Source organism: Streptomyces sp. 7-21, from assembly GCF_016741785.1.
GTDB lineage: Bacteria > Actinomycetota > Actinomycetes > Streptomycetales > Streptomycetaceae > Streptomyces.
The window spans coordinates 290631-317143 of the sequence record NZ_JAERRL010000003.1; the positions used below are offsets into that span (position 1 = coordinate 290631).

General features: G+C 75.1%; 28 protein-coding genes and 1 tRNA gene. 8 read left to right on the forward strand and 21 right to left on the reverse strand.

Annotated elements, in window-relative coordinates:
- Positions 1-2 precede the first annotated feature (2 nt).
- The 7 genes from JK356_RS05130 to JK356_RS05160 form a co-directional block, all read right to left on the reverse strand.
- Positions 3-1361, reverse strand: a complete 1359-nt coding sequence (locus JK356_RS05130; RefSeq protein WP_201866317.1) for a molybdopterin molybdotransferase MoeA — start codon at positions 1359-1361, stop codon at positions 3-5.
- Positions 1345-2157, reverse strand: coding sequence for an NTP transferase domain-containing protein (locus tag JK356_RS05135; protein WP_307815412.1), 813 nt, complete (start codon positions 2155-2157; stop codon positions 1345-1347). The genes JK356_RS05130 and JK356_RS05135 overlap by 17 nt, the downstream gene beginning before the upstream one ends.
- 146 nt (positions 2158-2303) lie before the next feature.
- Positions 2304-2693, reverse strand: a complete 390-nt coding sequence (locus JK356_RS05140; RefSeq protein WP_201866319.1) for a hypothetical protein — start codon at positions 2691-2693, stop codon at positions 2304-2306.
- On the reverse strand, positions 2690-2959 hold the full coding sequence (locus tag JK356_RS05145) for a hypothetical protein (protein ID WP_201866320.1): 270 nt from the start codon (positions 2957-2959) through the stop codon (positions 2690-2692). The genes JK356_RS05140 and JK356_RS05145 overlap by 4 nt, the downstream gene beginning before the upstream one ends.
- Before the next feature lie 61 nt (positions 2960-3020).
- A complete protein-coding gene (locus JK356_RS22145) occupies positions 3021-4391 on the reverse strand; it encodes a dihydrolipoamide acetyltransferase family protein (protein ID WP_201866321.1) in 1371 nt (456 codons plus the stop codon).
- Positions 4392-4398: 7 nt separating this feature from the next.
- Entirely contained in the window at positions 4399-5358 is a 960-nt protein-coding gene (locus JK356_RS05155) for a transketolase C-terminal domain-containing protein (RefSeq protein ID WP_236670810.1), read from the reverse strand.
- Between the two features lie 26 nt (positions 5359-5384).
- Positions 5385-6440: a thiamine pyrophosphate-dependent dehydrogenase E1 component subunit alpha gene (locus JK356_RS05160; protein ID WP_201866323.1), complete on the reverse strand. Its 1056-nt coding sequence runs from the start codon at positions 6438-6440 to the stop codon at positions 5385-5387.
- Positions 6441-6586: 146 nt separating this feature from the next.
- Here JK356_RS05160 and JK356_RS05165 point away from each other — a divergent pair, with 146 nt between their 5' ends.
- The 3 genes from JK356_RS05165 to JK356_RS05175 all read left to right on the forward strand — a co-directional run bounded on the left by JK356_RS05165 (position 6587) and on the right by JK356_RS05175 (position 9935).
- Positions 6587-7099 carry an Lrp/AsnC family transcriptional regulator gene (locus JK356_RS05165; protein ID WP_201866324.1) on the forward strand — a complete coding sequence of 171 codons (513 nt, stop codon included), beginning with the start codon at positions 6587-6589 and terminating at the stop codon, positions 7097-7099.
- 60 nt (positions 7100-7159) lie between these two features.
- Positions 7160-7558 carry a YccF domain-containing protein gene (locus JK356_RS05170; RefSeq protein WP_201866325.1) on the forward strand — a complete coding sequence of 133 codons (399 nt, stop codon included), beginning with the start codon at positions 7160-7162 and terminating at the stop codon, positions 7556-7558.
- Positions 7559-7907: 349 nt separating this feature from the next.
- Positions 7908-9935, forward strand: a complete 2028-nt coding sequence (locus JK356_RS05175) for a TetM/TetW/TetO/TetS family tetracycline resistance ribosomal protection protein (RefSeq protein ID WP_307815413.1) — start codon at positions 7908-7910, stop codon at positions 9933-9935.
- A 113-nt stretch (positions 9936-10048) separates the two neighbouring features.
- Here the strand turns inward: JK356_RS05175 and JK356_RS05180 are convergent, their stop codons facing one another.
- From JK356_RS05180 to JK356_RS05195, 4 genes are all read right to left on the reverse strand, one after another.
- The gene (locus JK356_RS05180; RefSeq protein ID WP_201866326.1) at positions 10049-10357 is read right to left on the reverse strand and encodes a hypothetical protein; all 309 of its coding nucleotides are present in this window, start codon (positions 10355-10357) and stop codon (positions 10049-10051) included.
- Positions 10358-10639: 282 nt separating this feature from the next.
- The gene (locus tag JK356_RS05185) at positions 10640-11392 is read right to left on the reverse strand and encodes an RNA methyltransferase (protein ID WP_201866327.1); all 753 of its coding nucleotides are present in this window, start codon (positions 11390-11392) and stop codon (positions 10640-10642) included.
- Positions 11389-12732, reverse strand: coding sequence for an HTTM domain-containing protein (locus tag JK356_RS05190; RefSeq protein WP_201866328.1), 1344 nt, complete (start codon positions 12730-12732; stop codon positions 11389-11391). The genes JK356_RS05185 and JK356_RS05190 overlap by 4 nt, the downstream gene beginning before the upstream one ends.
- A complete protein-coding gene (locus tag JK356_RS05195) occupies positions 12729-13502 on the reverse strand; it encodes a DUF5819 family protein (RefSeq protein WP_201866329.1) in 774 nt (257 codons plus the stop codon). The genes JK356_RS05190 and JK356_RS05195 overlap by 4 nt, the downstream gene beginning before the upstream one ends.
- Positions 13503-13840: 338 nt before the next feature.
- Between JK356_RS05195 and JK356_RS05200 the strand changes: the two genes are divergently transcribed.
- Positions 13841-15004 (forward strand): aminotransferase class I/II-fold pyridoxal phosphate-dependent enzyme, encoded by a 1164-nt coding sequence (locus tag JK356_RS05200; RefSeq protein ID WP_201866330.1) that lies wholly within the window; start codon positions 13841-13843, stop codon positions 15002-15004.
- A gap of 13 nt (positions 15005-15017) precedes the next feature.
- Here JK356_RS05200 and JK356_RS05205 read toward each other — a convergent pair whose 3' ends face one another.
- The 3 genes from JK356_RS05205 to JK356_RS05215 all read right to left on the reverse strand — a co-directional run bounded on the left by JK356_RS05205 (position 15018) and on the right by JK356_RS05215 (position 16803).
- Positions 15018-15902 (reverse strand): RNA polymerase sigma-70 factor, encoded by an 885-nt coding sequence (locus JK356_RS05205; protein WP_201866447.1) that lies wholly within the window; start codon positions 15900-15902, stop codon positions 15018-15020.
- Complete coding sequence (locus JK356_RS05210; RefSeq protein ID WP_201866331.1) at positions 15899-16456, reverse strand: carboxymuconolactone decarboxylase family protein; 558 nt, start codon at positions 16454-16456, stop codon at positions 15899-15901. Before JK356_RS05210 ends, JK356_RS05205 begins: the two co-directional genes overlap by 4 nt.
- Positions 16457-16590: 134 nt before the next feature.
- Positions 16591-16803 (reverse strand): hypothetical protein, encoded by a 213-nt coding sequence (locus JK356_RS05215; RefSeq protein ID WP_201866332.1) that lies wholly within the window; start codon positions 16801-16803, stop codon positions 16591-16593.
- A gap of 262 nt (positions 16804-17065) precedes the next feature.
- Here JK356_RS05215 and dapF point away from each other — a divergent pair, with 262 nt between their 5' ends.
- Positions 17066-18037 (forward strand): diaminopimelate epimerase, encoded by a 972-nt coding sequence (gene dapF / locus JK356_RS05220; RefSeq protein ID WP_201866333.1) that lies wholly within the window; start codon positions 17066-17068, stop codon positions 18035-18037.
- Between the two features lie 40 nt (positions 18038-18077).
- On the opposite strand, the gene JK356_RS05225 is transcribed toward dapF, so the two are convergent.
- Genes JK356_RS05225 through JK356_RS05235 form a run of 3 tightly spaced genes read right to left on the reverse strand, consistent with a single transcriptional unit; the run spans position 18078 to position 19687 of the window.
- Positions 18078-18416, reverse strand: coding sequence for a rhodanese-like domain-containing protein (locus tag JK356_RS05225; RefSeq protein WP_201866334.1), 339 nt, complete (start codon positions 18414-18416; stop codon positions 18078-18080).
- 10 nt (positions 18417-18426) lie between these two features.
- Positions 18427-19239 carry a hypothetical protein gene (locus JK356_RS05230; protein ID WP_201866335.1) on the reverse strand — a complete coding sequence of 271 codons (813 nt, stop codon included), beginning with the start codon at positions 19237-19239 and terminating at the stop codon, positions 18427-18429.
- Positions 19240-19273: 34 nt separating this feature from the next.
- The gene (locus tag JK356_RS05235; protein ID WP_201866336.1) at positions 19274-19687 is read right to left on the reverse strand and encodes a helix-turn-helix domain-containing protein; all 414 of its coding nucleotides are present in this window, start codon (positions 19685-19687) and stop codon (positions 19274-19276) included.
- 159 nt (positions 19688-19846) lie between these two features.
- Between JK356_RS05235 and JK356_RS05240 the strand changes: the two genes are divergently transcribed.
- A complete protein-coding gene (locus tag JK356_RS05240) occupies positions 19847-20488 on the forward strand; it encodes an FMN-dependent NADH-azoreductase (RefSeq protein ID WP_201866337.1) in 642 nt (213 codons plus the stop codon).
- A 13-nt stretch (positions 20489-20501) separates the two neighbouring features.
- Here JK356_RS05240 and JK356_RS05245 read toward each other — a convergent pair whose 3' ends face one another.
- The 4 genes from JK356_RS05245 to JK356_RS05260 all read right to left on the reverse strand — a co-directional run bounded on the left by JK356_RS05245 (position 20502) and on the right by JK356_RS05260 (position 24811).
- Positions 20502-21752: an NAD(P)-binding domain-containing protein gene (locus tag JK356_RS05245; protein ID WP_201866338.1), complete on the reverse strand. Its 1251-nt coding sequence runs from the start codon at positions 21750-21752 to the stop codon at positions 20502-20504.
- 294 nt (positions 21753-22046) lie between these two features.
- On the reverse strand, positions 22047-23060 hold the full coding sequence (locus tag JK356_RS05250; RefSeq protein ID WP_201866339.1) for an ADP-ribosylglycohydrolase family protein: 1014 nt from the start codon (positions 23058-23060) through the stop codon (positions 22047-22049).
- A gap of 99 nt (positions 23061-23159) precedes the next feature.
- Complete coding sequence (locus JK356_RS05255; RefSeq protein WP_201866340.1) at positions 23160-24353, reverse strand: glycosyltransferase; 1194 nt, start codon at positions 24351-24353, stop codon at positions 23160-23162.
- A gap of 374 nt (positions 24354-24727) precedes the next feature.
- A tRNA-Leu gene (locus JK356_RS05260) sits at positions 24728-24811 on the reverse strand.
- Positions 24812-25155: 344 nt separating this feature from the next.
- On the opposite strand from JK356_RS05260, the gene JK356_RS05265 reads away from it, so the two are divergent.
- Positions 25156-25995: a DUF3662 and FHA domain-containing protein gene (locus tag JK356_RS05265; RefSeq protein WP_201866341.1), complete on the forward strand. Its 840-nt coding sequence runs from the start codon at positions 25156-25158 to the stop codon at positions 25993-25995.
- A 10-nt stretch (positions 25996-26005) separates the two neighbouring features.
- Entirely contained in the window at positions 26006-26509 is a 504-nt protein-coding gene (locus tag JK356_RS05270) for an FHA domain-containing protein (protein WP_201866342.1), read from the forward strand.
- Positions 26510-26513: the final 4 nt, after the last annotated feature.

The following is a 26513-nucleotide window of genomic DNA, read 5'->3' on the forward strand; positions in this document are numbered from 1 at the left end:
GGTCACAGCCGGGGGAGGCTGAGGAGCCGCACCTCGTCGCGGGCCATGGCCCCGCCGGGCGGCACGACGGCGAGGGCGTCGGCGGAGGCGATGCCGCGCAGCATGGCAGGGCCCGCGTAGCTCAGGGGCCGGGCCTGGCCGGGCTGGTCGAGGGCGACGGGGACGAGACGGGTGTGCCGGGGGTGGCCGCGGACCGCCGCGGTGAGGCGGGCGGGCGGCTCGTCGGGGGCGGGCGGACGCCCTGCGAGTGCGCGCAGCAGCGGGGCGGCGAGGGTCAGCAGCCCGGAGACGGCCGCCAGAGGGTTGCCGGGCAGGCCGACGAGGGGGGTGCCGCTGGGGAGGCGGGCGAGCAGCATGGGGTGGCCGGGGCGCACGGCGACGGAGCCGACGACCAGCGTCGCGCCGAGTGTGCGGAGGGTGGCGCGCAGGTGGTCGACGGGCCCGGCGGCGGTCGAGCCGGTGGTGACGAGGAGGTCGGCGCGGCTGGTGGCCACCGCCTCGTGCAGCGCCTCGGCGTCGTCTCCGAGGCGGCGGGTGACTAGCTCGTCGGCGCCCAGGGTGGCGAGCCAGGGGCCGGTCATGGGGCCGAGCGCGTCGCGGATGAGGCCGTCGTGCGGCAGGCCGCGGTGGAGGAGCTCGCGGCCGAGCACCAGCACCTCGGCGCGGGGGCGGCGGCGGACGGGCAGCTCGTCGTACCCGGCGGCGGCGGCCAGGCCCAGGGCGGCGGGGGTCAGCGGGTGGCCCTCGGGGAGCAGCGGCGTGCCGGAGCGGCACTCCTGGCCGCGCGGGCGGATGTCGGCGCCCGGCTCGGGAGTCGGTCCGCGCAGCTCACGCGGCTGCGGCACGCTGCCGAGCTCGGCCCGGAGCACGGCCGTCGTCCCCGGCGGGATACGGGCGCCGGTCGCGACGGCGACGGCCTCGCCGTCGGTGAGCGCCGGGCCGGGGGACGACCCGGCGAGCAGCCCGGTGCCGCCCGTCAGCCGCCACGGGCCGGGGCCCGAGACCGCCCAGCCGTCCATGGCCGCGGTATCGAAGGCCGGCAGGTCGGTCAGGGCGCGCAGCGGCTCGGCCAGGGTGTGGCCCAGCGCCCGGTCGAGCGGCAGCGTGGCCGGCGGCAGCGGGCCCACCGCGCGGTAGGCGAGCCGGCGGGCGGCGTCCCAGCTGGCCTCGGGGCCGCGCGACTCGGCCGCGGCGGGTCTGCCGTTCGCCAGAGCCAGGGCGTCCTCGAACTCGCCGGCGGACTCACTGCCGGACGCGCTGCCGGACTCACTGCCGGACGCGCTGCCCGGTGTGCCGTCGGACTCGCCGCCGGGCTGGCCGGCGGCCCGCGGGGCGCCGTGGGCGTCACCGGTCCTGGTCATCACGCGCTTCCTGCTCCCATCGGCCGGCCAGCTCGGAGATCCGGCGGGCCGCTTCCGGCACGGAGAGGCCGCTGGCCGCGGCGTAGCCGAGGAGGAACGTCGTCAGCGGGGCGGCGGGGCGGGCCACCGCGTGGGCGGCGTCACGCGCGGCGTCGAGCAGCGTCTTGGTGTCCACGTCGAGGCCGGGGTCGAGGCCCAGCTCGGCCTTGGCGGCGGCGATCCATTCGTCGAGCACCGTCTTATGGTCCCTGATCCTGGCGCGTGCGGTAGCCACCTCGGCCCAGGTGTCGCAGTCCAGCGCGGCCGGGCCCGCGGCGAGGCGGCGCAGCGCCAGGCCCGGCAGCAGCAGCCGCATCGGCAGGCCCGCCAGCGAGCCGTACTCGGCCGCGAGCAGCGCCAGCTCACGGCGGAGCGGCTCGGCACGGTAGACGGCCGTCAGCGGCTGGTCGCGGCCCTCAGCGTCGGCGAAGAGGGCGCCGTCGGCCCCGGGCGGCAGGTCGCGCAGCAGCCGCAGCGCGTGGTGGTCGAGGAACGGCAGGTCGGCGGCGAGGACGGCGACGAGCGGCGCGGTGGTGTGGCCGAGGCCGGCGTGGAGCGCGGCGAGCGGGCCGCCGCCAGGCGGCTCCTCGCGCACCCACGTCACGGGCGCGGCGGTGGCGCGGCGGGGGCCGACGACCACCGTCCGCTCCGCCTCACGGCAGGCGGTGAGCACACGATCCAGCAGGGTGCGGCCGCCGACGCGCAGCCCCGGCTTGTCCGCGCCGCCGAGCCGCCGGGCGCCGCCGCCCGCCAGCACGATGGCGTCAAACGAGCCGAGTGAGGGACCGGGGGCCGGACCGGGGGCTAAAGCTGGGGCTGGGGCGGGCCCCGGAACGGGCCCTGGAACGGGCACCGCTCTCTCGCCCGGCTCACCGCCGGATGCCGCCGCGGGCGCGGGGCCGGTCATGGCACCGCCTCGGTGACGAGGTCGCTGTCGATGCCCTTGTAGGCGGCGCGGTCCGTCGTCAGCACGGGCAGACCGGTGGACAGGCCCACGTGTGCCGCGTGGGCCACGGCGATGGGAACGCCGCACTCGGCGGCGATCTGGGCGACCGACCAGCAGCCCAGCTCGTCCAGGGGACGGAAGACGAAACTGGGCGCGGCGAACGCCTCCTCGATGCGCTGCCTGACCGCGCCCAGCGCGGTCTCGGCGAGGCCCTGCGCCAGGCAGACGCCCGGCACGTAGAGCGGCTGAGCCGAGCGCGTCGAGACGTGCACCCGGGCAGCGAGATAGATGCTGCCGTGGGCCAGGGAACGGACCGCCGTGTGATCCAGGACGTAGCCGCCGCTCACGCGCAGCGCCGCCCGGCCTCGCTTCGCCCGTCCATCTCCTCGGCCCAGGCGAGCGCCTGCTCCCACTCGGCCTGCTCCGCGCCCGACTTGGCGCGGTCAACCAGCCAGGCGACGGCGCGGCGCGAGCGCTCTATCTCCGCGATCCGGCGCGCCGCGGCCTCGTCGAGCCAGCCGGACACGGAGTCCGCCTGCCCCTGCGCGACCAGGCGCTCGATCTCCCCGTACCGCTCGGGGTCGAGGCTGATCGTGATCTTCTTCTTCGCCATACCGACACCCTACCCGGGTGTGACCACCGGGGGGAGGGGCGCACGGGGCGCCAGCCGGCGCTCAGACGTCGCCGAGGAGCGTGAGCGGATCCGCCACGCGCTCCGCGACAAAGCGGAGGAACGCCGCCGCGGCCCCGCCGTCGCTGACCCGGTGGTCGAAGGTGAGGGACAGCGTGACGACGTGGCGCAGCGCGAGTTCCCCCTGGTGGGCCCACGGCTTCTGCGCGATGCGCCCGACGCCGAGCATCGCGGCCTCCGGGTGGTTGATGACCGGGGTGGCGCCGTCCACGCCCAGCGAGCCGTAGTTGTTGAGGGTGAACGTCGAGCCGGTCAGCTCGGCGGGCAGCAGCGTGCCCGCGCGGGCGCCCGTGGTCAGGCGCTCCAGCTCCTCGCCCAGGCGGCGGGTGGTCAGGCTCTGGGCGTCGCGCACCACCGGGACCAGCAGCCCGCGCTCGGTCTGGGTGGCGAAGCCGAGGTGGACCGCCCGGTGGCGGACGATCTCGCGCGCCTGCCCGTCGACGGTGGCGTTCAGCTCGGGGTAGCGGGCGAGCCCGGCCACGCAGATGCGGGCGAGGAGCGCGAGCAGCGGCAGGCCGGTGCGGCGGCGGGCGTCGAGCAGGGCGGTGGCGTCGGCGTCCAGCCAGCAGGTGGCGTCGGGAATCTCGGCGTGGCTGCGGGCGACCTTCTCCGCCATGGCCCCGGCCACGCCCCCGGTCAGCGGGATGCGGGTGGCGTCCTGTCCGGTGCCCGCGGCGGCGCGCTCGACGTCGGAGCGGAGGATGAGCCCGTCGGGCCCCGAGCCGGTGACGCGCCGCAGGTCCACGCCGCGCTGCCGCGCCAGGCGCCGGACCACGGGGGAGATGACCGGCACGGCCGGCTCGGTGGGCGCGCCCGCGTGAGAGGCGTGGCGCTGGCGGCCCCGGGGGCCGTAGCCGACGAGCACCGGCCCGCCCTCGGCCGGCCCCGGCGTCCCGGCCGCGGCCTTGTCGCTCCGGTTGTCGCTCCGGTTGTCGCTCCGGTTGTCGCTCCGGTTGTCGCTCCGGGCCGCCTCGGCGGGCGCGGCGGCCTGGGCGGGGACCTGGGCGCGCCGCTGCTGCCCGTCCGCTGCCTGCCCGGCGGGGCGCACGGACACCAGCGGCGCGCCCACGGTTATCTCCTCGCCCACGGCGCCGAACCGTTCCGCTATGACGCCCTCGTACGGGCACGGCACCTCGACCTGCGCCTTCGCGGTCTCCACCTCGACGACGGGCTGGTCGGCGGCGACGGTGTCGCCCTCCTCGACCAGCCAGGCGACGATCTGCGCGGCCGTGAGCCCCTCCCCGAGATCGGGCAGCCGGAAGACGCGCTCGGCCTGGCCGTTCCCGCCGTTCTGGCCGTCCTGCCCGCCGGCCGCCACCGTGGTGCCGTCCGTGCGCTTGTCCGTGGCGTCCATCGCGCTGTCAGTCCTCCCACTGCAAACCCGCTACCGCATCAAGGATGCGTCCCACTCCCGGAAGATGGTGACTCTCCAGCATCGGAGGCGGGTAGGGGATGTCGAATCCCGTCACTCTCCGTACCGGGGCATGCAGGTAGGGGAAGCAGCGCTCGGTGACGCGGGCGGCGATCTCGGCCCCCGGACCGGCGAAACCCGCCGCCTCGTGCACCACGACGGCCCGCCCGGTGCGCCGGACCGCCGCGCACACCGTCTCGTCGTCGAACGGCACCAGCGTCCGCAGGTCGATCACACCCAGGTCCCACCCCGCCTCGCGCCCCGCCTCGGCCGCGGCCAGGCACACCGGCAGGCCGGGCCCGTAGGTCAGCAGCGTGGCCGAGGCGCCCTCGCGGCGCACCGCGGCCCGCCCGAATTCCGGCACCTCGCGCAGCACGGTGGCCTCCGTGGCCTGGTACAGGCGCTTGGGCTCAAGGAAGACGACGGGATCGTCGGAGGCGATCGCCCGGCGCAGCAGCCCGTAGGCGTCGGCGACGGTCGCGGGGGTGACGACGTGCAGCCCCGGCGTGGCCACGTAGTAGGCCTCGGACGAGTCGCCGTGGTGCTCGACGCCGCCGATGCCGCCGCCGTAGGGCACGCGCACAGTCAGCGGCAGCGGCACGGCGCCGCGGGTGCGGTTGCGCATGCGCGCGACGTGCGAGACCAGCTGCTCGAACGCCGGGTACGCGAAGGCATCGAACTGGATCTCCACCACCGGCCGCAGCCCGTACATCGCCATGCCCACGGCCGCGCCCAGGACCCCGGCCTCGGCGAGCGGCGTGTCGGTGCAGCGCTGGTCGCCGAACTCGGCGGCCAGTCCTTCGGTGACCCGGAACAGGCCGCCGAGGGTGCCGACGTCCGCACCGAGCACGTGCACCGCCGGGTCAGCGGCCATGGCGTCGCGCAGCGCGCAATTGAGGGCGCGCGCCATGGTGACCGGCTCGGGCGCCCGGGCGCTCACGCCGTCCGTCCCCGGTACGCGCGCGCCTGCTGCCGCAGGTGCGGGGTGGGCTCGGCGTAGACGTGGGCGAACAGCTCGCCGGGATCGAGCGGCGGGTCGGTGCCCAGCGCGGCGCGCATCCCGGCCGCGAGCCGTTCCGCCTCCTCCTCCGCCTGCCGCCGCAGCCCGTCGGTCAGCAGGCCGTGCCGCGCGAGCGCCGACGCCAGCCGGGTCACGGGGTCACGCTGGCGCCAGGCGTCGACCTCCTGTGCCGAGCGGTAGCGGGTGGCGTCATCGGTGTTGGTGTGCGGCTCAAGGCGGTAGGTGACGGCCTCGACGAGGGTCGGCCCGCCGCCCGCCCTGGCGCGGTCGAGCGCCTCGGTCAGCACGCGGTGCACGGCGGGCGCGTCGTTGCCGTCCACGCGGCGGCCCGGCATGCCGTACCCGACGGCCTTGTGGGCGAGCGTGGGCGCGGCGGTCTGCCTGGCGACCGGGACGGAGACCGCGAAGCCGTTGTTCTGCACCAGGAAGACGGCGGGCACGTGCCAGACTGCGGCGAAGTTGAGCGCCTCGTGGAAGTCGCCCTCGCTGGTGCTGCCGTCGCCGGTGAGGGCGAGCACGGCGACGTCGTCGTCGCCGCGCAGCCGCGCCGCGTGGGCGAGGCCGACGGCGTGCGGCAGGTGCGTGGCCAGCGGCGTGCACAGCGGGGCGACGCGGTGGGCGCGCGGGTCGTAGCCGCTGTGCCAGTCACCGCGCAGCAGGCCGAGCGCGGCGACGGGCTCGACGCCGCGGGTCACGGCGGCGAGGGTGTCGCGGTAGCTGGGGAACAGCCAGTCGCGCGGGCCGAGCGCCAGCGCGGCGGCGACCTGGCACGCCTCCTGCCCGGCGGAGGAGGGGTAGACGGCCAGGCGGCCCTGCCGCGTCAGCGCGGTGGCCTGTTCGTTGAAGCGTCTGCCGCGCACCAGGTGGCGGTACAGCAGCGGCCACAGGGACGTGTCGGGTGCACCGTCCAGCAGCCCGAACGGCTCGGCGTCCGGCAGCGGAGAGAGGGCAGCGGCCTGGTCCACCGTCATGGCGGCCTCCTGACGTGAGGCGGTCCTCCTGGCGATTGTTGGGTCGCTGCGGCATCGTGGCTACGGGTGCACCACCCGCTGTGGACGGCTGGCCACGGATTGGGTAACGGGGGTACAGGACGTCCAGCAACGGGAGGCAACCGGGCATGGCGAACGACCAGTTGGCTCTGTCGAAACCGGCGCCAAGGCCGCTCGACCCGATCGACTCGGCGATACTGCGGCAGCTCCAGCTCGATGGCCGCGCCTCGATCCGCGCGATAGCCGAGCGGGTGCACATCTCCCGCGCCAACGCCTACGCCCGCATCAACCGGCTGCTCGACGAAGGCGTGATCCGCGGTTTCGGCGCCCGCGTCGACCACGAGCGGGCGGGCCTGACGACGTCCGCGTACATCACGCTCAAGATCGTGCAGAACAGCTGGCAGTCAGTGCGGGCCCGCCTGGAGCGGCTGCCGGGCGCCGCGCACATCGCCCTCGTCAGCGGGGACTTCGACGTGCTGCTGCTGGTGCACACCCGCGACAACCGGGAGCTGCGGGAGCTGGTGCTGACGTGTCTTCAGGGCATGCCCGAGGTGATCAGCACGCGCACGCTGCTGGTGTTCGAGCAGACCGACCTGCTGCCCGGGGCGGGTGGGGGGCCGCGTCATCCAACGGGACGATAGGGCACCGGATTTGCCCCCGAGTTTCCCCCGCCGCTCGCCGCCGGCTGGGATGCTGGGCGCGTGAGGACCCTCATCAACCTGCTCTGGTTCATCTTCTCCGGGCTGTGGATGGCCATCGGCTACGCGGTCGCCGGGCTCATCTGCTGCGTGCTGGTGGTGACGATCCCGTGGGGCATCGCCTGCTTCCGGATCGCCGGGTACGCGCTGTGGCCGTTCGGCCGGACCCTGGTGCGGCGCCCGGGGGCGGGGCTGCCGTCCGGAGCGGGCAATCTCGTCTGGTTCGTCTTCGCGGGCTGGTGGATCGCCCTCGGCCACGTGCTGCTGGGCATCGCGCTGTGCGTGACGATCATCGGCATCCCGTTCGGCCTGGCGCACTTCAAGCTGATCGGTGTCTCGCTGACGCCGCTCGGCCGCGAGGTCGTGCCGAGCGGCACCGCCTACCCCAGCTACCGCTGGTAGCCCCGTTGGGTCCGGCCCGGCGCGGGCGCCGCCTGGCCCGGCTTCGCAGACGGCCGGAGCCCCGTACCCCGGCATCGCCGGCTGGCGCGCGGCGGCCCGCCCGCGCGCGAGCGGGCGTACAGCTCAGCGCCGACGGCCGGCTTGCCCGCCCCCGGCGGGCCGTTGCGCCACAGGAACAGGGCGCGACGGCAGCAGCCGGAATTTCCGTTGTGCCGCGCCGTCGTCCTCTGCTACTCACTTAGGTGCGACGTCCACGGCGTGAAGCCCCGGCGAAGGGAGAAGGACATGCCCCGCACGTTCATGTCCGCCAGCCACGGAAATCCCTTCGCCGACAAGGACATGACGCTTAGTGGAATCAGCCACGACACTGAACCTCGGGATCGTCGCCCATGTTGATGCGGGAAAGACGAGCCTGACCGAGCGGCTGCTGTACGAGGCCGACGTCATCGACGCCATGGGCAGCGTCGACGACGGCAGCACGCAGACGGACACGCTCGCGCTGGAGCGCCAGCGCGGCATCACCATCAAGTCGGCCGTGGTCTCTTTCCCGCTCGAGGGCACCACGGTGAATCTCATCGATACCCCCGGGCACCCGGATTTCATCGCCGAGGTGGAACGCTCCCTGAGCGTGCTCGACGGCGCGGTGCTCGTGGTCTCCGCCGTCGAGGGCGTGCAGGCGCAGACGCGCGTGCTGATGCGCACCCTGCGGCGGCTGGGCATTCCCGTCCTCATCTTCGTCAACAAGATCGACCGGCTCGGCGCACGCCCGGACGAGGTGCTGCGGCGGATCGGCGAGCGGCTGCACCCGGCCGTGATCGGCATGGCGCGGGTGACCGGCGCGGGCACGCGTCAGACCCGGGCGGTGCCGCTGGCCGAGGACGACCCCGGCTTCCGCGCCCGCCTGGCCGAGGTGCTGGCCGAGCACGATGACGGCCTGCTCGCGGCGTACGTCGAGGACCGCCTCGGCGACGGCCCGGCGGACCGCGCGCGGCTGCGGCGCGCGCTGGCGGAGCAGAGCCGGCAGGGACTGGTGCACCCCGTGTTCTTCGGCTCGGCCGTCACCGGGGCCGGCGTGGACCAGCTGCGCGCGGCGCTGCCGCGGCTGCTGCCGGCCGCGCGCGGGGACGCCGACGGGCCGCTGTCGGCCAGCGTGTTCAAGGTGGAGCGCGGCCCGGCGGGCGAACGCGTCGCGTACGTCCGGGTGTTCTCCGGGGCGCTGCGCACCCGCCAGCGGCTCGGCGGGCCAGGCCAGGACGCCGGCCGGGTCACCGCCGTGCGGGTCTTCTCGCGCGGCGGGCAGGAGCGCCGGGACGCGGTGACGGCGGGCGAGATCGGCCGGGTCTGGGGCCTGCCGGAGGTGCGGACCGGCGACACCCTCGGCAAGCCGCGCCCCGGATTCCCGGGTGCGGGCGGTCACTTCGCGCCGCCGACGCTGGAGACCGTCGTCGAGCCGGCCGATCCGGCACAGCGGCACGAGATGCACGCCGCGCTGCGCCAGCTCGCCGAGCAGGATCCGCTGATCAATCTGCGGCAGGACGACGTGCGGCAGGAGGTGTACCTGTCGCTGTACGGGGAGGTGCAGAAGGAGGTCATCCAGCAGACGCTGGAGCGGGAGTACGGCGTGGCGGTCACCTTCCGCGCCACGACGGTTATCTGCGTGGAGCGCCCCGCCGGCACCGGCGAGGCGGTGGAGTGGGAGGACGACGACGCCAATCCCTTCCTGGCCACGGTGGGGCTGCGCGTCGAACCGGGGCCGCCCGGCTCCGGCGTGCGGTTCCGGCTGGGGGTCGAGCTGGGCTCCATGCCGTACGCCTTCTTCCGCGCCACGGAGGAGACCGTGCGGGAGACGCTGCGGGAGGGCCTGCACGGCTGGAAGGTCATCGACTGCGTGGTGACGATGACGGCTTCCGGCTACTCGGCGCGGCAGAGCCACGCGCACGCCGTCTTCGACAAGGCCATGTCGAGCGTGGCGGGCGACTTCAGGTACCTGACGCCGCTGGTGCTGATGGACGCGCTGCGGCGGGCGGGGACGCGGGTGCACGAGCCCGTGCACCGGTTCCGGATCGAGGCGCCCGAGGAGTCGCTCGGCGGGCTGCTGCCGGTGCTCGGCAGGGCGCGGGCCGTGGTGCTCGGGCGCGGGAAGCAGGGCGCCGCGGGCGCCGTGCTGGAGGGCGACGTCCCGGCGGCCGAGGTGCACGGGCTGCGGCAGGCGCTGCCGTCGCTGACGGGCGGCGAGGGGGTGATGGAGTCGGTGTTCGACCGGTACGAGCCCGTGGCGGGCGGGCCGGGCGGGGTGCCGGCGCGGCGGCGCACGGACCACAATCCGCTGGACCGCGTGGCGTACCTGCGGGTGGCGCGCCGTCTGGTGGGCCGCTGACGGGCGGGCCGTCAGGTCTGAAGGTCCCGGGCGGGCCGGGTGCCCCGCCCGGGGCCGGCGCGGGCCGCGGCTGACGGCGGTGGCGTGCCGCGCGCTGGCGGACGGGGAGCTGATCACGCCCGGCTTCCGGACGGCGGGGATCCGCCGCCCGGCCGGATGCCGGGGTGGCGCCAGAACCGCCAGGTGGCGTCGAGGACGTCGGCGTTGCGCCGTTCCCAGTCCATCGCGGCGCGGGCGCACTCGGCGGGGCAGTGCCACTCGCCGCGCTCGGCGCCGGTCAGCGGGCGGAGGAGCAGGTAGCCGTCGGTGTGCCCGGTGACCGTGCCGAGCCTGCCGGTCCGGGTGTCGACGACGCACTCGCCCTCGCGGTGTGTCCCGGCCCCCTCGCCGCTCGCCTGCCGCTGGGAATTCACTGTGCTCACTTTCTTTGTGGGCGTGTCACGGAAAGCCCTCGTTCATGTCACAGAAAACTCTGCCACGGCGCCGCGGCGGCGTGAGCGACCGCCCGGAGCGGGACTAGCCGGCGGTTTTCTCCGGCCACGGAGCGATGCGTTCCGCGTTATCTTCGGGCACAATTCGGCCACAACTCGTGCACGACCAGTCGGGATTATCGAAAAGATAACCATCGTTCGTGAGAGTCACCTCGCGAACGAGAGTGCCGTTCTGGCACCTGCAACTGACCGCTTCCACGATCTTTCGCATGCTCACAGCTTAGGCACCCCGCCCGACGTCCAATGGAACAGTGTCATCGCCACGCTCGTCGCGAGGTTGTAACTCGAAACCCGGGGGCGCATCGGAAGCGAAACCAGGCGCGTGGCACGTTCCCGGAGCGCAGCAGAAAGACCGGCGCGTTCGGAGCCGAATGCGAGCAGCGCGCAGTCCTCGATCACAACCCCCCGGATGTCCTCACCGCCGGGATCGAGCGCGTACAGCGGCCCGTCGGGCAGCGCCGCCACGTCCCGGCGGCCCACGGCGGTGGCGAAGTGCAGCCCCGCCGCGGCCCGCACCACCGCCGGGTGCCACGGGTCGGTGGTGCCGGTGGTGAGCACCCCGGCGGCGCCGGTGCCCGCGGCGACCCGGATGACGGCGCCGGTGTTGCCCAGGTGGCGCGGGTTGTCGAGCACGACGACGGGCGCCTGGCGCCGCGACGGCTCGTCGGGCACCGGGTCCCCCGCCGGTGCCGGGCCGGGATAAGCGGCCAGCGCGGCGACGCCGGTGGGGTGCGGCCGGGGCACGAGGGCGCGCAGCTCCTTGGCCGTGACGGGTTGCAGCAGCGCGGCCAGGGTGCCGGTCAGGTCGGGCGCGAGGTCCCGGGCGAGGTCCAGCGCGGCGGCGGGGTCGGTGGCCACGGCAAGGGGGACGTCCGCGCCGAACCGCAGGGCGTGCTTGAGGGCGTGGAAGCCGTCGAGCAGCACGTGGCCGGGGGCGAGCGCGTGCCAGCGGGCCGCGCAGGTCACGGCTTCCTGGCCCAGGCCGGGCGCCGCTGCGGCGGCACCGTGTCCGTGTCCGCCGCGCCCGTGTCCGTGTCCGCCGCGCCCGCCGGCGCGGGCGGCCAGGCCGTGCCGGCGGCGTCCTCGTCGTCCTCACCCGCGCCGCCGGCGCTGCTGCCGCGGCCGCCCGGCAGCAGCCGCCGCAGCCGCCCGGACAGGCCCGAGCAGCGGGCACCCAGCCACAGCAGGAAGGCCGTCGGCAGGAAGACGCTGTCCATCGCGATCATCGCCATGGAGAACGCCGGCAGTCCCATCAGCGCCGCGATCCCCAGGTGCTCGCTCACCATGATGACCAGCAGCACGTTCTTGGCCTTGCGGTTGAGCAGCGCGAACGGGAAGGCGACCTGGACCAGCACCGTGCCGTAGCTGAGCACCATGATGATCAGGCCGCTGGCGGCGAGCCGGTCGGCGATCTCCGGCCACGGGCTGAAGTAGTCGAGGTTCAGCGGGTAGTAGACGGCGGTGCCGTCCTGCCAGCGCGAGCCCTGGATCTTGTACCAGCCCGCGCAGGAGTAGATGAAGCAGACCTGGACCATGATGACCAGCAGCGTGGCGTTGTGGACCAGGTTGGCCAGGACGTCGGAGACGACGCGCGGCTCGGCCGGCGCGTAGCGGCTGACCAGCCACCAGTAGCCGTGCACCAGCCACATGCCCGCGAAGAACGCCGTCCACACCGGGCTGTCGAGCTTGCCCGTCACGATGCTCAGCGCCAGCGCCAGCCCCAGCACCGCCCACACCGCGATCCCGCCCGGGTCGGCCGGGTGGGCGCCGGGCCGCGCCCGGCGGCGGGCGTCGAGCGACCAGACCTGGCCGCAGCGGGTGAGGGTCAGGTACAGCGCCATCAGGTGGATGACGTTGTCGCCACCGTCGCCCATGAAGACGCTGCGGTTCTGCATCGCCAGCACGCCGATCATGAACAGCACCGACGAGGCGCGCGTGTGCCAGCCGAGCAGCAGCGCCACGCAGGCGGCGATCCCGAGGTGGTAGACGCACTCGAACCACACGGTTGCGTCCGACCACAGCAGCACGGTGAAGGCGTCGTTGCCCTCAACGAACCGCGTGGCCAGCTCGAAGCTCCACGGGCTGCCGGGCCCGTACAGCTCGTGCCGGTTGGGCCACTCCCGCAGCAGGAAGACCAGCCACGTGAACGCGAAACCGATGCGGACGATGGCCGTCTGGTACGGGCCGAGCGGCCGCCGGGTGATGGTGTGCACGCCCCGCGCCAGCGCGGCGTCGAAGCGGGCGCCGAGCCCCTTCAGCGGCGCGGCGGGCTGCCCGGCGGACGGCTGCGGGCTGGCGGCGCTCACCGGGACTCACCCCCTGCGGCAGCCCCGGAGCCCGCCCGCACACCGTCCGGCAGGTGCTCGGTCGTCACCACCCACCAGTCGAGCTCGTAGGTGCTGCGCTCCGCTTCCGACTCCTCCTTGCTCCACTCCGGCGCGGGCACCAGCCGCGTCACCGACCGCAGCTGGATGCGGGAGACGTCCTCGACGTCCACCTGCGACCGCTGGTCGAGCCGGAGCAGCGCGATGCGCGTCAGGTACTCCTCGGACAGCTCCCCGCGCTCGCCCCGGGGCTCGCCCTCCTCGTCGTGCGAGTCCACGTAGAAGTCCCAGGCGCGGCGGAGTTCGTTCTGCGCGGTGTGGCTGGGGAAGGGGTGGTGCTCGATGTTCTCGATGTCCATCGCCGTCAGCGAGATCCAGTCCGTGGTGCTCACCCCGCCGTCCTCGCGTATCTCCGCGCGCACCTCCACCGTGACGTTCCGCTGGAGCGGGTTGGGGGCGAAGAGCTGCCAGGACTGCTCGAACTCCGGGTAGATGTAGTCGTTCATGGTCTCTTCGTGGTCCTCGCTGAGCGTGTTGTCCGGGGCCACGAAGAGAAAGACCATCAGCAGGTGCCAGGCGGTGTACACGGCGAGCACGCCGACCGCGCCCGCGATGACCAGCCGGGCCGGCAGCGACAGTGCGCCCAGCCGCGCCTGGCTTGCCGGGTTCGCTGCCGGCAGCGACGGCGCGTCCTCCCCGGCGCCGGCGGCCGCGGCACGCGTCTCGTCCGGCTGCGGCGTCTGATGCGGCATGCCCGCCCTCCCCCAGGCTGCTGTGGCGTGAATCCTCAGCACCGTACACCTGTCCCCACGGCTCCTTGACACGCCCACGCGCGAAGGACTCGCCACCGACGGCGGCGGGCCGGACGACCGCCCGGCACCCGGCGCCCGCCCGTCGGCGCTCTCGCCTTCTGCCTGGCCTTTTGCTGGCCTTATTCCTGGGCCTTCCGCTGGGCCTTCCGCTGGGGCTTCCCTGCCGTGGTGCTGCCGGCCCCCGCACACCCCCGGCACGGGTTTCGCCCGCGCCACGGCCGGTCCGCGGTCTCCCTGGGCCGGCGGCGGTGGCGGGGCGCGCGTTTAGCCTGAGGGGCATGAGCCGCGCGAGCGAGACGTCGATCTTCACCGAGATGACCGAACTGGCCCGCAGGACCGGGTCCCTCAACCTCGGGCAGGGCGTGCCGGACCTGGACAGCCCGGCGGCGCTGCTGGACGGCGTCTCGCGCGCCCTGCTCGCCGGGGACAACCAGTACCCGCCGGCGCACGGGCTGCCCGCGCTGCGGCAGGCGGTCGCCGCGCACCAGCGGCGGCGGTACGGGCTCGACTGGGACCCGGACGGCGAGGTGCTGGTGACGACGGGCGCCACCGAGGCGCTGGCCTCGGCGTTCCTGGCGCTGAGCGGCCCCGGCGACGAGGTCGTCACCTTCGACCCGTGCTACGACGCCTACCCGGCCGGTGCGCGGCTCAGCGGCGCCCGGCTGGTGGCCGCGCCGCTGGCACCGGACGGCGACGGCTTCGCGCTCGACGCGGACGCGCTGCGCGCCGCGGTCACGCCGCGCACCCGGATGCTGGTCCTCAACACCCCCCACAACCCGCTCGGCAAGGTGTTCACGCGCGCCGAGCTGGCGGCGGTCGCCGAGGTGTGCGTGGCGCACGACCTGGTCGCCGTCACCGACGAGGTGTACGAGCACCTGACGTACGACGGCGCGGCGCACGTGCCGCTGGCGTCGCTGCCGGGGATGCGGGAGCGCACGCTGACCATCTCCTCAGCGGGCAAGACGTTCAACGTCACCGGCTGGAAGGTCGGCTGGGTCACCGGCCCGGCCCGCCTGGTGGCGGCGGTCGCCTCGGTCAAGCAGTGGCTGACGTACGCCTCAGGCACGCCCTACCAGGCGGCGCTCGCCAGCGCGCTGGACGGCGTGGAGGAGTGGGCGGAGGGGCTGCGGCGGACGCTGCGCACCGGGCGCGACCTGCTGGCGGACGGGCTCACCCGCGCGGGCCTGCGCCCCCGGCGCGCCGAGGCGGGCTACTTCCTCCAGGCCGACGTGCGTCCCCTGGGCTACCAGGACGGCGCCCGGTTCTGCCGCGACCTGCCCGGACGGGCCGGCGTGGTGGCGATCCCGACCTCGGCGTTCCGGGTCGCCCGCCCTGACCCGGCGCCGTGGCTGGTCCGGTTCTCCTTCTGCCGGCGCCACGAGGACCTGCGCGAGGCGGCGGCACGGCTGGCCGCGCTCGCCGCGAGCCAGCCAGCCAGCTGATCCGCCAGCCTGCTCACCAGCTGGCCTGCCAGCCGGCGCTGACGTGCCGCAGCTTGTCCGGGTTGCGGACGGCGTGGATCTGGGCGACCCGGCCGCCGGAGACCTCCAGCACCACGACGGTGTCCGTCTCGCCCCGTGAGGTGATGACCGCGCCGGGGCGGCCGTTGACGGTCGCCCACCGCAGGCCGGGCTCGGGGATCCGGGTGCGGACGCCCGCGATCCAGCGGGCGGCGTTGTCCGCGCCGTGCAGCGGGCGCAGCGCGGCGCGCCGCTTGCCGCCGCCGTCGGTCCACACCGTCACGTCGGGTGCCAGCAGCTTCATCATCCCGGCGACGTCCCCCGTGACCGCGGCGTGCAGGAACTCCTCGGTGACGCGCCGCCGCTCCTCGTCCGTGGCGTCGAAGCGGGGGCGCCGCGCGGCCACGTGCGCCCGCGCCCGGCGCGCGACCTGCCGCACCGCCGCCTCGCTGCGGCCGAGGTCCGCCGCGATCTCGCGGTGGGTGTAGCCGAAGACCTCCCGCAGCACGAACACGGCACGTTCCAGCGGCGACAGGCTCTCCAGCACCACCAGCATCGCCAGCGACACGGACTCGGCGCGCTCGACCTCCTCGGCCACGTCCGGCGCGGCCACCAGCGGCTCGGGCAGCCACGGGCCGACGTACGTCTCGCGGCGGGCGCGCGCGGAGGTGAGCCGGTTGAGCGCGAGGTTGGTGACGGTCCGCGCCAGGTAGGCGCCGGGGCTGGCCACCGGGCCCTTCGCCTGGCGCCAGGCGAGCCAGGCGTCCTGCAGGACGTCCTCCGCGTCGCTGACCGTGCCGAGTATCCGGTAGGCGATGCCGAAGAGCCGCCCCCGGTGCTCCTCGAAGACATCTCCGCAGACATCGCCGCCGTCGGTCATCGCGGCCAGCTTACGGCGCATGTGCGGGAGAAGCCCTGCGCGGTGAGGCCGAACGCGCTGTTGACGCGGGAGCGGAGGTTCTCCAGCGCGACGATGGTGGTCAGCTCGACGAACGCCTTCTCGCCGAGGGTGTCGCGGAGCGCGGCGGCGAGCCCGTCGGTGACGGCGGGCGGGGTCTCGGTCATGGCCTCGGCGTACTCCATGACCAGCTGCTCGGTGTCGCTGAAGATCTCGCGGTGGTCCCGCCACGCCGGGACCTGCCGGATCTTCTCGGCGGGCAGGCCCAGCCGGTCGGCCTCCCAGTAGCCGAAGTCCAGGCACCAGGAGCAGCCGATGCGGGCCGCGGACACCATCAGCGCGAGCTGCTTCAGGGCAGGGTCGAGCGCGTGCCACGAGGTGACCCTGCGCTCCAGGCCGAGCCAGGAGCGCAGGATGCGGGGGTGGTGGCCCAGGGCGCGCGCGGGGTCGGGCACCGTGCCGATGACGCGCCGGGCGTACCACTCGGCGATCCGCAGCGTGAGGGAGCGGGGCGGGGTGAGGGGGATGCGGGTCATGCCATCTCTGCCTTTCTCAGGTCACGGGCGGTACGGACGGCTGCCGCGCGCGCCGGCGCGCGGCAGTCACCGGCTGGGACAGCGCGGGGCCGCGGGATGTGACATGAGACCCGTCCCGGGTTCAGGCGGCCGGCTCAGGCGTCCGGGGTGCCGGGCGGCGGGGCGGCGGGCGGGTGGCCGCCGCCGCTCTCGGGCCCGCCGCCGGGGCCGCTCTCGGTGCTGCCGGAGCCGCGCTGGTGCGGCGGGAGCACGCGGCCGCACACCGCCCGGGACCAGTTGTCGAAGTCCGTCGCGCGCCACGACCGCTGCGGTCCCCGCCCGGCGGGGCCAGTTGGTGACCGGTACACGGCTGCTCACCTCGTCGCTGGCTCGACTCCTCGTGCGTCCGGGCACGTTACCTGGTGGGCGCCGCCAACTCGCCGGCGCCATCGCGCTTGTGGCCCTCGCGAGGCACATACCACGGCGCACGCGGCGCCCCGCGCGCCCGTCCCGCGCCGTTCCGGCGGGCACCCGGATGCGGCAGGCCGGTGCCGTTCGCCCGGCGCCGGGCGGCCCCGGCCGGATAGCATGGGCAGCGGCCTCGGCCCCAAAACAGGAAGAATCTCCCTTATGGCTCTGTCGATCGCCCTCACCCACGGCTCGCGCAACGAGATCCTCGTCATCGACGGCGCGCCCGGCGACGTGCTCGCCGAGGCGGACGTGGCGCGCGCGGTGGCGCGGCTGTGCGACCGGGAGCGCGGCCTGGGCGCCGACGGCGTGTACTTCGTGGCGGACGACGGCGACGGCACGGCCCGTGCCTGGTTCTTCAATCCGGACGGGTCGCCCGCGCTGCTGTGCGGGAACGGCATGCGCGGCGCCGGGCGGCTGCTGCTCGACCGCTACCAGGCGGCCACGGTCCGGCTGCACACCGGCCCGTACACGTTCACGGTGACGGACGCGGGCACCACGGCGCACGGCGTGCGGCAGGTGTCGGTGGAGCTGCCGCCGGTGGACTTCACGCCCGAGGCACCGATCGTGGCGGATGTGGCGTGGCCGTTCGTGGACCAGCCGCTGGCGGCGGTGCCCTCGCGCCTGGTGACGGCGGTCGCGGTGCCGAACGCGCACCTGGTCGCCCTGGTGGACGCCTACGACGAGGCAGAGCTGGTCGCGGCGGGCACCCGGATCGCGTCGGCGCCGGAGACCTTCCCGGAGGGGGCGAACCTGTCGTTCGTGCTGCCGCTGGGCGACGGCGAGCTGTTCGTCCGCACCTTCGAGCGCGGCGCCGGGCTGACCCCGTCCTGCGGCTCGGGGAACGTCGCCTCGCGCGCGGTGCTCTCGCGCCTGGGCCTGGCCGCGCCGGGCGAGCCGGTGCTGCTGCGGAACGCCGGCGGCACGGCCCGCAGCTGGCTGGCGCCCGTGCCCGTGCTGGAGGGCAACGCCACGCTGACCGGGCGGGCCGAGGCGGACGTGGCGGCGCTGCTGGCCGAGGACTGGCGGATCGAGGGCGAGCGCGAGGACTACCCGCGGGAGACGGCGGCGTTCACGGAGCTGAGCGCCGAGAACCTCAAGGCGCTGGGCGAGTCCGGCATCCCCCGGCCCTGACCGGCCCTGACCGGCCCTGCCGGCCGGTGGGCGCGCCGCGTCAGAGCACGAACGGCTCGGCGCCGTGCTCGCTGACCATCGGCTTGCCCGCGGCCCGCCAGGCCTCCATGCCGCCTTCGACGTTGACGGCGTCGACGCCCTGCCGCGTGAGGTAGGCCGTCACCTGCGCTGACCGGCCGCCCACCCGGCACAGCACGTACAGCGTGGACCCGGCGGCGTGCGCGGTGATCTCGTCCAGGCGCTCGATCACCTGGCCCATCGGCACGTGCAGCGCACCCTCGGCGTGGCCCGCGGCCCACTCCTGGTCCTCGCGGACGTCGAGCAGGGGCGCGTCGCCGGGCACGTCGCCGGGCGCGGCGGCGGGAACGGGAAAGCTCATGGGCCCGAGCTTACGGGGTCGGGCCGGGGCCGCCCGAGGCGAGGAGAGCGGCGAGCTCGGCCTCCTTGGCCGCGAGCTTGCGTTCGAGGTCGGCGGCGATCTCCTCCAGCAGCCCGTCGGGATCGTCGGGGGCGAGCCGCAGCATGGAGCCGATCGCGCTGGCCTCCAGGTCGGCGGCGGCCTTGGCCAGCATCTCCTTGCGCGCCGCCAGCCACTCCAGGCGCGCGGCCAGCTCCTCACCGCGGCTGCGCCACGGCTCGGCGGCGGCCGCGCCGCGCCGCTCCCACTCCTCGGCCAGCGCGCGCAGCGAGTCGGCGTCACCCAGCGCGTACGCGTGGTTGACGCGCACCAGGAACGCGTCGCGCGCCTCCCGTTCGCGCTCGTCGGTCACCAGGTCGGGGTGGGCCTTGCGAACCAGCTCGCGGTAGAGGCGGCGCACCTCCTCGCTCGGCCGTACGCGCGGCGGCGACTGCACGGGCTGGCCGGTGAGCATGGCGTACGCCTCGGGGCCCAGTCCCCCGGAGTCCATCCAGCCGTCGAACAGCTCGGAGACGCGGGGGATGGGCGCCACGTGGGCGCGCGCCTGCTGGGCCTTGCGGATGTCCTCCGGGTCCTGGGTGCGGGCGGCGATCGCCTCGGCGATGCGCGCCTCGAGCTCCTCGAGGCGGGCGTAGAGAGGCCCGAGCCGCTCCTCGTGGAGGCGGGAGAAGTTCTCGATCTCGATCCGGTAGGTCTCGACGGCGATCTCGAACTCGATCAGCGCCGTCTCGGCGGCGTACACCGCCTGTTCCAACCGCGCCGTCGCGTCATCCGTATCAGCCACCCGCCCAGCCTACGGCGCCCGGCGGACCGCCCCGTCAGCCGCGGAAGGCGTTGGGGCAGCCCTTGCCGTCGTCGGGGAGGTAGCGCTCGGCCCACCGCGTCAGCTCGGCGAGCGACGGCCGCAGGCCCTCACCGGCCGGCGTGAGGCGGTAGCTGACCCGCAGCGGCGGTCCCGGCTCGACCTCGCGCGTCAGCAGCCCGAGGTCGGCCAGCTCGGTCAGCCGGTCGGAGAGCATCCGCTCGCTGATGCCGGGGACGGCGCGCCGCAGCTCGGTGAAGTATCCGGGGCCGCTCATCAGGGCGGCCAGCAGCAGGCCGGTCCACCGCTTGCCCAGCAGCCGGAAGACCCGGTGCAGGGCCGAGCCGGGATCGGAGCACACGCTGGGGCCCGCCTCGTACGCGTCCGTGGTGACTGTCGTCCGGGTCTCCTGTCCAGTCGTCTGCCCCATCGCGTGTACCTCCGTCCCTTGTGGCCTCGCCGCCACTACCTCCCAGGGTACTGGACGGAAACCAAGTAGGTGCAGAAAAGTAAGCGACTGTGCTATAACTAGCTTCGTACTGCTTGGCAGTACCTAAGTTTAGTCTTCAATCTCCGGAGGGAACCGGCGATGCCCACGCTGCTCCACATCGACTCCTCGCTGAACGGCGCCACCTCTGTCTCCCGGGAGGTCGCGCGCACCTTCCGCGAGACGTGGGAGGCGGAGAACCCGGGCGGCACCGTGGTCTACCGCGACCTGAACGCCGAGCCGCTGCCCCACCTCGACGCGGTCAGCTACTACTCGGCGTCCACCGCGGCCGAGGAGCGCACCCCCGAGCAGCAGCAGGCCTACGAGCTGCGCGACAAGCTGGCGAGCGAGCTGGAGTCGGCCGACGCCGTGCTCCTCGGCGCGCCGCTGTACAACTACTCGATACCGTCCACGCTCAAGTCGTGGCTGGACCACGTGATCATCAGGGGCCGGACCTCGGGCGTCGAGCAGACGACCGTGGCGGGCAAGCCGACCTTCGTGGTCAGCAGCCGCGGCGGTTCCTACGCGCCCGGCACGCCCATGGAGGGCAACGACTTCGCCCACCCGTACCTGAACTGGGTGCTGGCCGGCTCCATGAAGCTGGACGTGACCTTCATCATCCCCGAGCTGACCCTGGCCCCCGTCACGCCGGGCATGGAGCAGCTGGTCGACAAGGCCCACGCCTCCCGCGCCCAGGCGCACGAGCAGGCGCGGCAGTGCGCCAAGGCCCTCGCCGCGGCATGAGCGCGGCGGCCGGTCAGCGGCGCCCTGCCCGGGGCGCCGCCTTCCCTGGCCGGCCCTCCAGACGGCGCCGCACCCCGCGGACGGTGCGGGGCGCGGCGTAGGCCGCCCCGCACACGAAGCGCATCGCCGGGCCGAACGACGGCGCGGCCAGCGGCCCGGCGAAGAACAGCCCGGGATGCGAGGACTCGAACGCCGGGCTCAGCCGCGGCGCGTCGGTGCCGCGCACCCGCGCCAGCCCCTCGCGCAGCGCGGGGTCGAGGACCCGCAGCCGCCGCAGCTGGGGGGCGAAGCCGGTGGCGGCGATGACGTGCCCGGTCTCGACGACCACGTGGTCCTCCTCGCCCGCCGCCATCTCCAGGCGCACCCGGCCGCGGTGTTCCCAGGCCCGCAGCAGCCGGTGCGCCAGCCGGACCGGCACCACGCCCCGCACCCGGTCGCGCAGCCACCAGGCACCGGACGGACCGAGCGCGCCGTTGCGGTCGTACGCCCGCGAGACGGCCGGGAAGCGCCGCACCGCCCAGGGCGCCCGCGCCCACAGCCAGGGCGCCCAGCCGGCGCCCAGCGGGCCCTGCGGGGCGCGCAGCAGGGCCGCCAGCCCTCGCATCGGGGGCAGCGGCGGCGGGTCCCACCGCAGCGCCGCGCCGCGCGCGATGATCACCGGCGCGGCGCCGTGCTCCGCCAGCAGCGCCGCGGTCTCCAGGGCCGACTGGCCCGCGCCGACGACGGCCACGTCACGGCCCTCGAAGACCGACAGGTCATGGTGGTCGGTGCTGTGCGAGACCAGCCCGTCCGCGCCGCCCCGCAGCCGGAACAGCTCCCGCAGCACCTCGGGCACGCGGATCAGCGGCCGCAGCCCCGCGGCCAGCACCACGTTCCTGGCGAGCATGGCCTCGCCGTCCGACGTCTCCACCCGGAAGCCGGTAGCCTGCGGCGCCACCGAGGTGACCATGCGTTCTTCCACCGGCGCGCCGAGGCCGTCGGCGAACCACAGGCCGTAGGCGGCGAAGGTCTCCAGCGCCACCGGCTGCCCGGACGCCACGGTCACACCGCGCTCCCGGCAGAACGCGCGCAGCGGGCGTTCCCCGGCCGCGTCGGACAGGTCGGTGGCCCAGGGCTCCGTCTTCAGGTACATGCCCCGCGGCATGTGGTCGCGCCACGACGCCATCGGGCGCCCCAGCACCCGCACGTCCAGCTTGGCCGCGGCGGCGTGCGCGGCGACCGACAGGCCGTACGGGCCCGCGCCCACGACTACCAGGTCATGCATAGCTCTCTCGCTCTCGTCAGGTGACACGGCGCCGGGCGGGCCAGGCACGCCCGGCGCCTGGCCGGGACGGCGGCACCGTGCCGTCCCGCGCGGCCGTGACCACGGCGACACATCCGGATCTTTGCCGGATATGCCGCGAGAGAGCAAGAAACCTATGAAACTACAAGAGAACTACCATCCGGGCATGACGCCACTACCTCCCCCCAATCCGGAAGAAAACCTGCCCAGGCACGCACCCAGCGAGGTGCTCCTCCTTGCCCGGCCCGTACCCGGCCCCTTCGCCTCGCCCTTCGCTTAGCCCCCGCCCGCGGCATCCACCCAGCCCGGCAGCGGTTCCCGCCGCGCCAGCCACGCCTCCGGCACACCGCCAAGCCCCGTGCCCGAGGCGACGATGCCGCCGGTGATGGCGCAGGTGGTGTCGACGTCTCCCAGCCCTTCGGCCACCGCCCACAGGGCATCGACCAGGCTCTCCAGGTGGTGCGCCGCGCCCCAGACGGCGAACGGCACCGTGTCGTCCGCCCGCACCCGCGCGCCGTTCCCCAGCTCCTCGGCGGCGCGCGCCGGGGGCACGTTCCCAGGGATCCGGGCGGCACGCAGCAGCCCCTGGCGGACCCGCCCGGGCGGCGTCCGCCCGGCCACCTCGTGCAGGAACCCTGGCCCGGACGGCACCCCGGCCCGGCCCGTGCCGTAACGCGCCGCCAGCCCGGCCGCGACCGCCACGGCCACCGCCCCCGCGATGCCCTCCGGGTGGCCGTGCGTGACGCCGGCGGCCACGGCGGCCTGCGCCGCGGCCCGCTCCAGGTCGGCGTGGAACCACGCGCCCACGGGGGCGCTCCGCATCGCCGCCCCGTTGCCCAGGCTGCCCTCGCCGCCGAAGAGCGCGGCCGCCCGCGTGCGCCACGAGGCAGGATCCTTGGCCAGTTCGGGCAGCAGAACGTGCATACCTGGCCCGTAGCCGCGCCCCGGATCGGCCTCGTACGTCTCGGCGAACAGCCGCGCCAGCCGGTCCGGGACGATCTCGCCGTCGGCGCGCAGCGCGCTCAGCACGGCGAGGGCCATGGCCGTGTCGTCCGTCCAGTGCCAGCTCCGTTCGCGGGGCACGCGGCGCTCCCTGATCTCACGCAGCGCCTCGGCCGGGGAGCGCATCAGGGGGAACCACCGCTCGCCGAAGGCGTCGCCAAGCGCCAGGCCGTGCACGCTGTCACGCGCGGCGGCGCGGCCGCTCCTGACGCCGGCGGCCGGGGCGGCGGGCGGAACGGGGCGCTCGACGGGGCGCTCGGAGAAAAGAGGAGGGGGCTCGTCCGGCATGCTCGCGCGCTCTCCCAGCTGTCCGGGCCGTCCAGGCCGATGGTCGCCGGTCCTATGGTCACCGCGCCCGGCTCGGCCCGGCAAGGACGCCTGAGCCGGTCACGGCGCGCTCAGCGCCCGGCGCCGACGCGTGCGGGGGACGCCGCCGGGCGAGCGGAGGACGTCCTCGTACAGGCGCAGCCGGTCGGCGGCCGCACGGGCGGCGCCCAGGGCGGTCCTGGCGTGCTCCCTGGCCTGCCGCGCCAGCACCCCGCGCCGCGCCGGGCTGGCCAGCAGCCCGGCCAGCGCGCCCGCCAGCGCCGCCGGATCGCCGGGCGGCACCAGGCAGTCCGCCGCGTGCCCCGGCGGCAGGCACTCGCGGGCGCCGCCGACGTCGGTCAGCACCACGGGCCGGCCGGTGGCCATGGCCTCCAGCGGCGCCATCGCCATGGCCTCCCAGCGCGACGGCAGCACCACGAGGTCGGCCGCCGCGTACCAGGGGGCGGTGTCGTCGGTGTGCCCCGCCAGCAGCACGCCCGGCGTGCGGGCCGCCCCGGGCGGCGGGGTCCCGGCGCCGACGAGCGCGAGGCGGGCGCCGGGCACCCGGGCGGCCACCTCGGGCCAGGCGGCGAGCAGCAGGTCCTGGCCCTTCTGCCGGCACAGCCGGGCCACGCAGACGACCAGCGGCGCCCGCTGCGGCAGGCCGTGCACGGCGGCGAGCGCCGCCCGCGCCTGGCGGCGGGTGACGCTGTCCGCGGCCGGGTAGCGGGCGGGGTCCACGCCCGGCGGGATCACCGCCCAGCGCGCGGTCACCCCCGCCCGTTCGCCGCGCCGCCGCTCCCGCTCGCTGACGCACAGCACGCGGTCGGCCCAGCGGGCGGCGCGGCGCTCCCAGGCCAGCGCGAGCCGGGCGGCGGGCCCCTCCGCGGCGTCGAAGGACCAGCCGCGCGGCTCGAACACGGTCGGGTACCGGCCGCGCAGCCCCAGCCGCCCGGCGAGGCCGGCCTTCGCGCCGTGCAGGTGCACCAGCGCGGGGCGCGCGCGGCGCGCGAGCCGGGCGGCGAACACGGCCTCCCAGGGCAGATCGGGGCTGGGCGCGGGCCCGGCGAGCCAGCACAGCGTCTCCGCGCCGGCCGCCGCGGCCTCGCGCTCCAGCGGCCCCGTGGGGGGACAGGCGACGAGGGAGCGCACTCCGGCCTCGGTGTGCGCCCGGACCAGGTCGGCGACGGCACGGGCCACGCCGCCGCTGGTCGGCTGCACCAGATGCAGCACGGTGAGCCGCCGGGACGGGGTGGCGGGGGTGGAGGAGGTCATCGGACGCGGCCGTCCCCGCCGGTGGTCGCCGCCCCGAGGACGCGGCGGGGCGGCCGCGGCAGGCTCCGGCAGTCACGCATGGCTCACCTTCCACTCACCCGTGGTGCCCCGCCGTCCCGGCGGGCGGTGAAAACCATGACAGAAGAAAAACGCGCAATCACGGAAAACGCGCCACACGCACCATCCCGTGATTGTCGTACGAATCGGGCGGTCGCCCCCGTCGCCGGGGCGGTACCAGGCCGCGGGCGCCCCCGGCGGAGGCCCTGCCCGGCCCACGTGACCAGAATCACGGCGCCGCTGACCTGGCCCGGGCCCCGCCCCGCGGCGCCGCCCCCAGACACAAAGAAACCCCCTGGTCAGGGGGTTTCTCACGGTGCGCGAGGGGGGAGTTGAACCCCCACGCCCTTTCGGGCACTGGAACCTGAATCCAGCGCGTCTGCCTATTCCGCCACCCGCGCATTGGGCTGTCGGTCCTGCCGACACCCGAAAGGCTAGCACGCTCCCCCGCCTGACTTCATCCCCGTATCCCCCCGTCCCCCTGATCCGCCGTCCCCGCACCTCAGCGCACCCCGGTGCCCGGGCAGCGGCCGCCGGGCCGGACGGGCACGGAACGCGCGCGCGGAGTGCAGGCCGTCCCCGTTCCGCCCCCGCATGCGGGACACTGTTGCCAGGCTCGCCTTACCATCCGGGGAACGCGCCGGGCCTGGCGGAGCCGCGAGGGAAGGGAACCACTTGACCGTCCCGGACGTGGATACGATCGGTCCGCGCTGCCATGCCGGGACGCTGGAGAAGGAGGTGCGCCATGGGAGTACTGAAGCGCTTCGAGCAGCGCCTCGAAGGCCTCGTCAATGGCACCTTCGCCAAAGTCTTCAAGTCCGACGTCCAGCCAGTGGAGATCGCCGGCGCCCTCCAGCGTGAGTGCGACAACAACGCGACCATCTGGAACCGCGAACGCACCGTCGTCCCCAACGACTTCGTGGTGGAGCTCAGCACTGGTGACTACCAGCGCCTGAGCCCGTACTCCGCCCAGCTCAGCACCGAACTGGCCGGGATGGTCAAGGAGTACGCCAAGCAGCAGCGGTACACGTTCATGGGCGAGATCAAGGTGCACCTGGAGGAGTCGTCCTCCCTGGGCACCGGCCTGTACCGGGTCCGCAGCCGCACGCTGGCCGCGAGCGCCTCCGGGCCCGCGGTCTCCCCCGGCCGCCCCGCGGGACCGGCCCCGGCGTCCCCGCCGCCCGCCCCGCCGCCCGCCGCGCCCGGCGGTTACGGCTACCCCGGTCCGCCGCCTGCCGCGCCGCCGCAGGCGCCCGCGTATCCCCCGCCGCCCGCCGCGGCCTACGCGCGGCCCGCCCAGCCCCGCATCCGGCGCTGGGTGGAGATCAACGGCACCCGCCACCAGATCTCCCGCCCCACCCTGATCCTCGGCCGCAGCACCGAGTCCGACGTGCGGATCGATGACCCCGGCGTCTCCCGCCGGCACTGCGAGATCCAGGCCACGGATCCGGCCACTATCAGGGACCTGGGCTCGACCAACGGCATCGTGGTAGACGGGCTGCACACCAAACGCGCTACGCTCCGCGACGGCTCCCGCATCGTCGTGGGGAGCACCACCGTCATCTACCGGCAAGCCGAAGGGTAATCGGGGGGCCATGTCAGAGCTGACCCTGACGGTCATGAGGCTGGGGTTCCTGGCCGTGCTGTGGCTGTTCGTCATCGTGGCCGTCCAGGTCATCCGCAGCGACCTCTTCGGCACACGCGTCACCCAGCGGGCCGCCGTCCGCCGCCCCGAACCCCAGCGACGCCAGCCGCCGCCGCAGCAGGCCGCCCGCGACCGCCGCGGCGGCAGGCAGCGGCGCGGTGCCCCCACCAAGCTCGTCATTACCGGCGGTTCTCTCGCCGGAACCACTGTCGCGCTTGCGGGCCAGACCATTACGCTCGGCCGGGCACACGACTCGACCATCGTTCTCGATGACGACTACGCCTCGGGACGCCACGCCCGGATCTACCCCGACCGTGACGGCCAGTGGATCGTGGAGGATCTCGGCTCGACCAACGGCACGTACCTCGGCCGCAACCGGCTGACGACCCCCACTCCCATCCCGCTCGGCACGCCGATCCGCATCGGCAAGACGGTCATCGAACTACGGAAGTAGGTCC

Coding starts and splice junctions, on each gene's coding strand:
- JK356_RS05130 (WP_201866317.1), bottom strand. CDS start 1,361: ATGACCAGGACCGGTGACGCCCACGGCGCCCCGCGGGCCGCCGGCCAG.
- JK356_RS05145 (WP_201866320.1), bottom strand. CDS start 2,959: ATGGCGAAGAAGAAGATCACGATCAGCCTCGACCCCGAGCGGTACGGG.
- JK356_RS22145 (WP_201866321.1), bottom strand. CDS start 4,391: ATGGACGCCACGGACAAGCGCACGGACGGCACCACGGTGGCGGCCGGC.
- JK356_RS05155 (WP_236670810.1), bottom strand. CDS start 5,358: ATGGCGCGCGCCCTCAATTGCGCGCTGCGCGACGCCATGGCCGCTGAC.
- JK356_RS05160 (WP_201866323.1), bottom strand. CDS start 6,440: ATGACGGTGGACCAGGCCGCTGCCCTCTCTCCGCTGCCGGACGCCGAG.
- JK356_RS05165 (WP_201866324.1), top strand. CDS start 6,587: ATGGCGAACGACCAGTTGGCTCTGTCGAAACCGGCGCCAAGGCCGCTC.
- JK356_RS05195 (WP_201866329.1), bottom strand. CDS start 13,502: ATGCCGCATCAGACGCCGCAGCCGGACGAGACGCGTGCCGCGGCCGCC.
- JK356_RS05200 (WP_201866330.1), top strand. CDS start 13,841: ATGAGCCGCGCGAGCGAGACGTCGATCTTCACCGAGATGACCGAACTG.
- JK356_RS05205 (WP_201866447.1), bottom strand. CDS start 15,902: ATGACCGACGGCGGCGATGTCTGCGGAGATGTCTTCGAGGAGCACCGG.
- JK356_RS05210 (WP_201866331.1), bottom strand. CDS start 16,456: ATGACCCGCATCCCCCTCACCCCGCCCCGCTCCCTCACGCTGCGGATC.
- dapF (WP_201866333.1), top strand. CDS start 17,066: ATGGCTCTGTCGATCGCCCTCACCCACGGCTCGCGCAACGAGATCCTC.
- JK356_RS05225 (WP_201866334.1), bottom strand. CDS start 18,416: ATGAGCTTTCCCGTTCCCGCCGCCGCGCCCGGCGACGTGCCCGGCGAC.
- JK356_RS05235 (WP_201866336.1), bottom strand. CDS start 19,687: ATGGGGCAGACGACTGGACAGGAGACCCGGACGACAGTCACCACGGAC.
- JK356_RS05240 (WP_201866337.1), top strand. CDS start 19,847: ATGCCCACGCTGCTCCACATCGACTCCTCGCTGAACGGCGCCACCTCT.
- JK356_RS05245 (WP_201866338.1), bottom strand. CDS start 21,752: ATGCATGACCTGGTAGTCGTGGGCGCGGGCCCGTACGGCCTGTCGGTC.
- JK356_RS05250 (WP_201866339.1), bottom strand. CDS start 23,060: ATGCCGGACGAGCCCCCTCCTCTTTTCTCCGAGCGCCCCGTCGAGCGC.
- JK356_RS05255 (WP_201866340.1), bottom strand. CDS start 24,353: ATGACCTCCTCCACCCCCGCCACCCCGTCCCGGCGGCTCACCGTGCTG.
- JK356_RS05265 (WP_201866341.1), top strand. CDS start 25,156: ATGGGAGTACTGAAGCGCTTCGAGCAGCGCCTCGAAGGCCTCGTCAAT.
- JK356_RS05270 (WP_201866342.1), top strand. CDS start 26,006: ATGTCAGAGCTGACCCTGACGGTCATGAGGCTGGGGTTCCTGGCCGTG.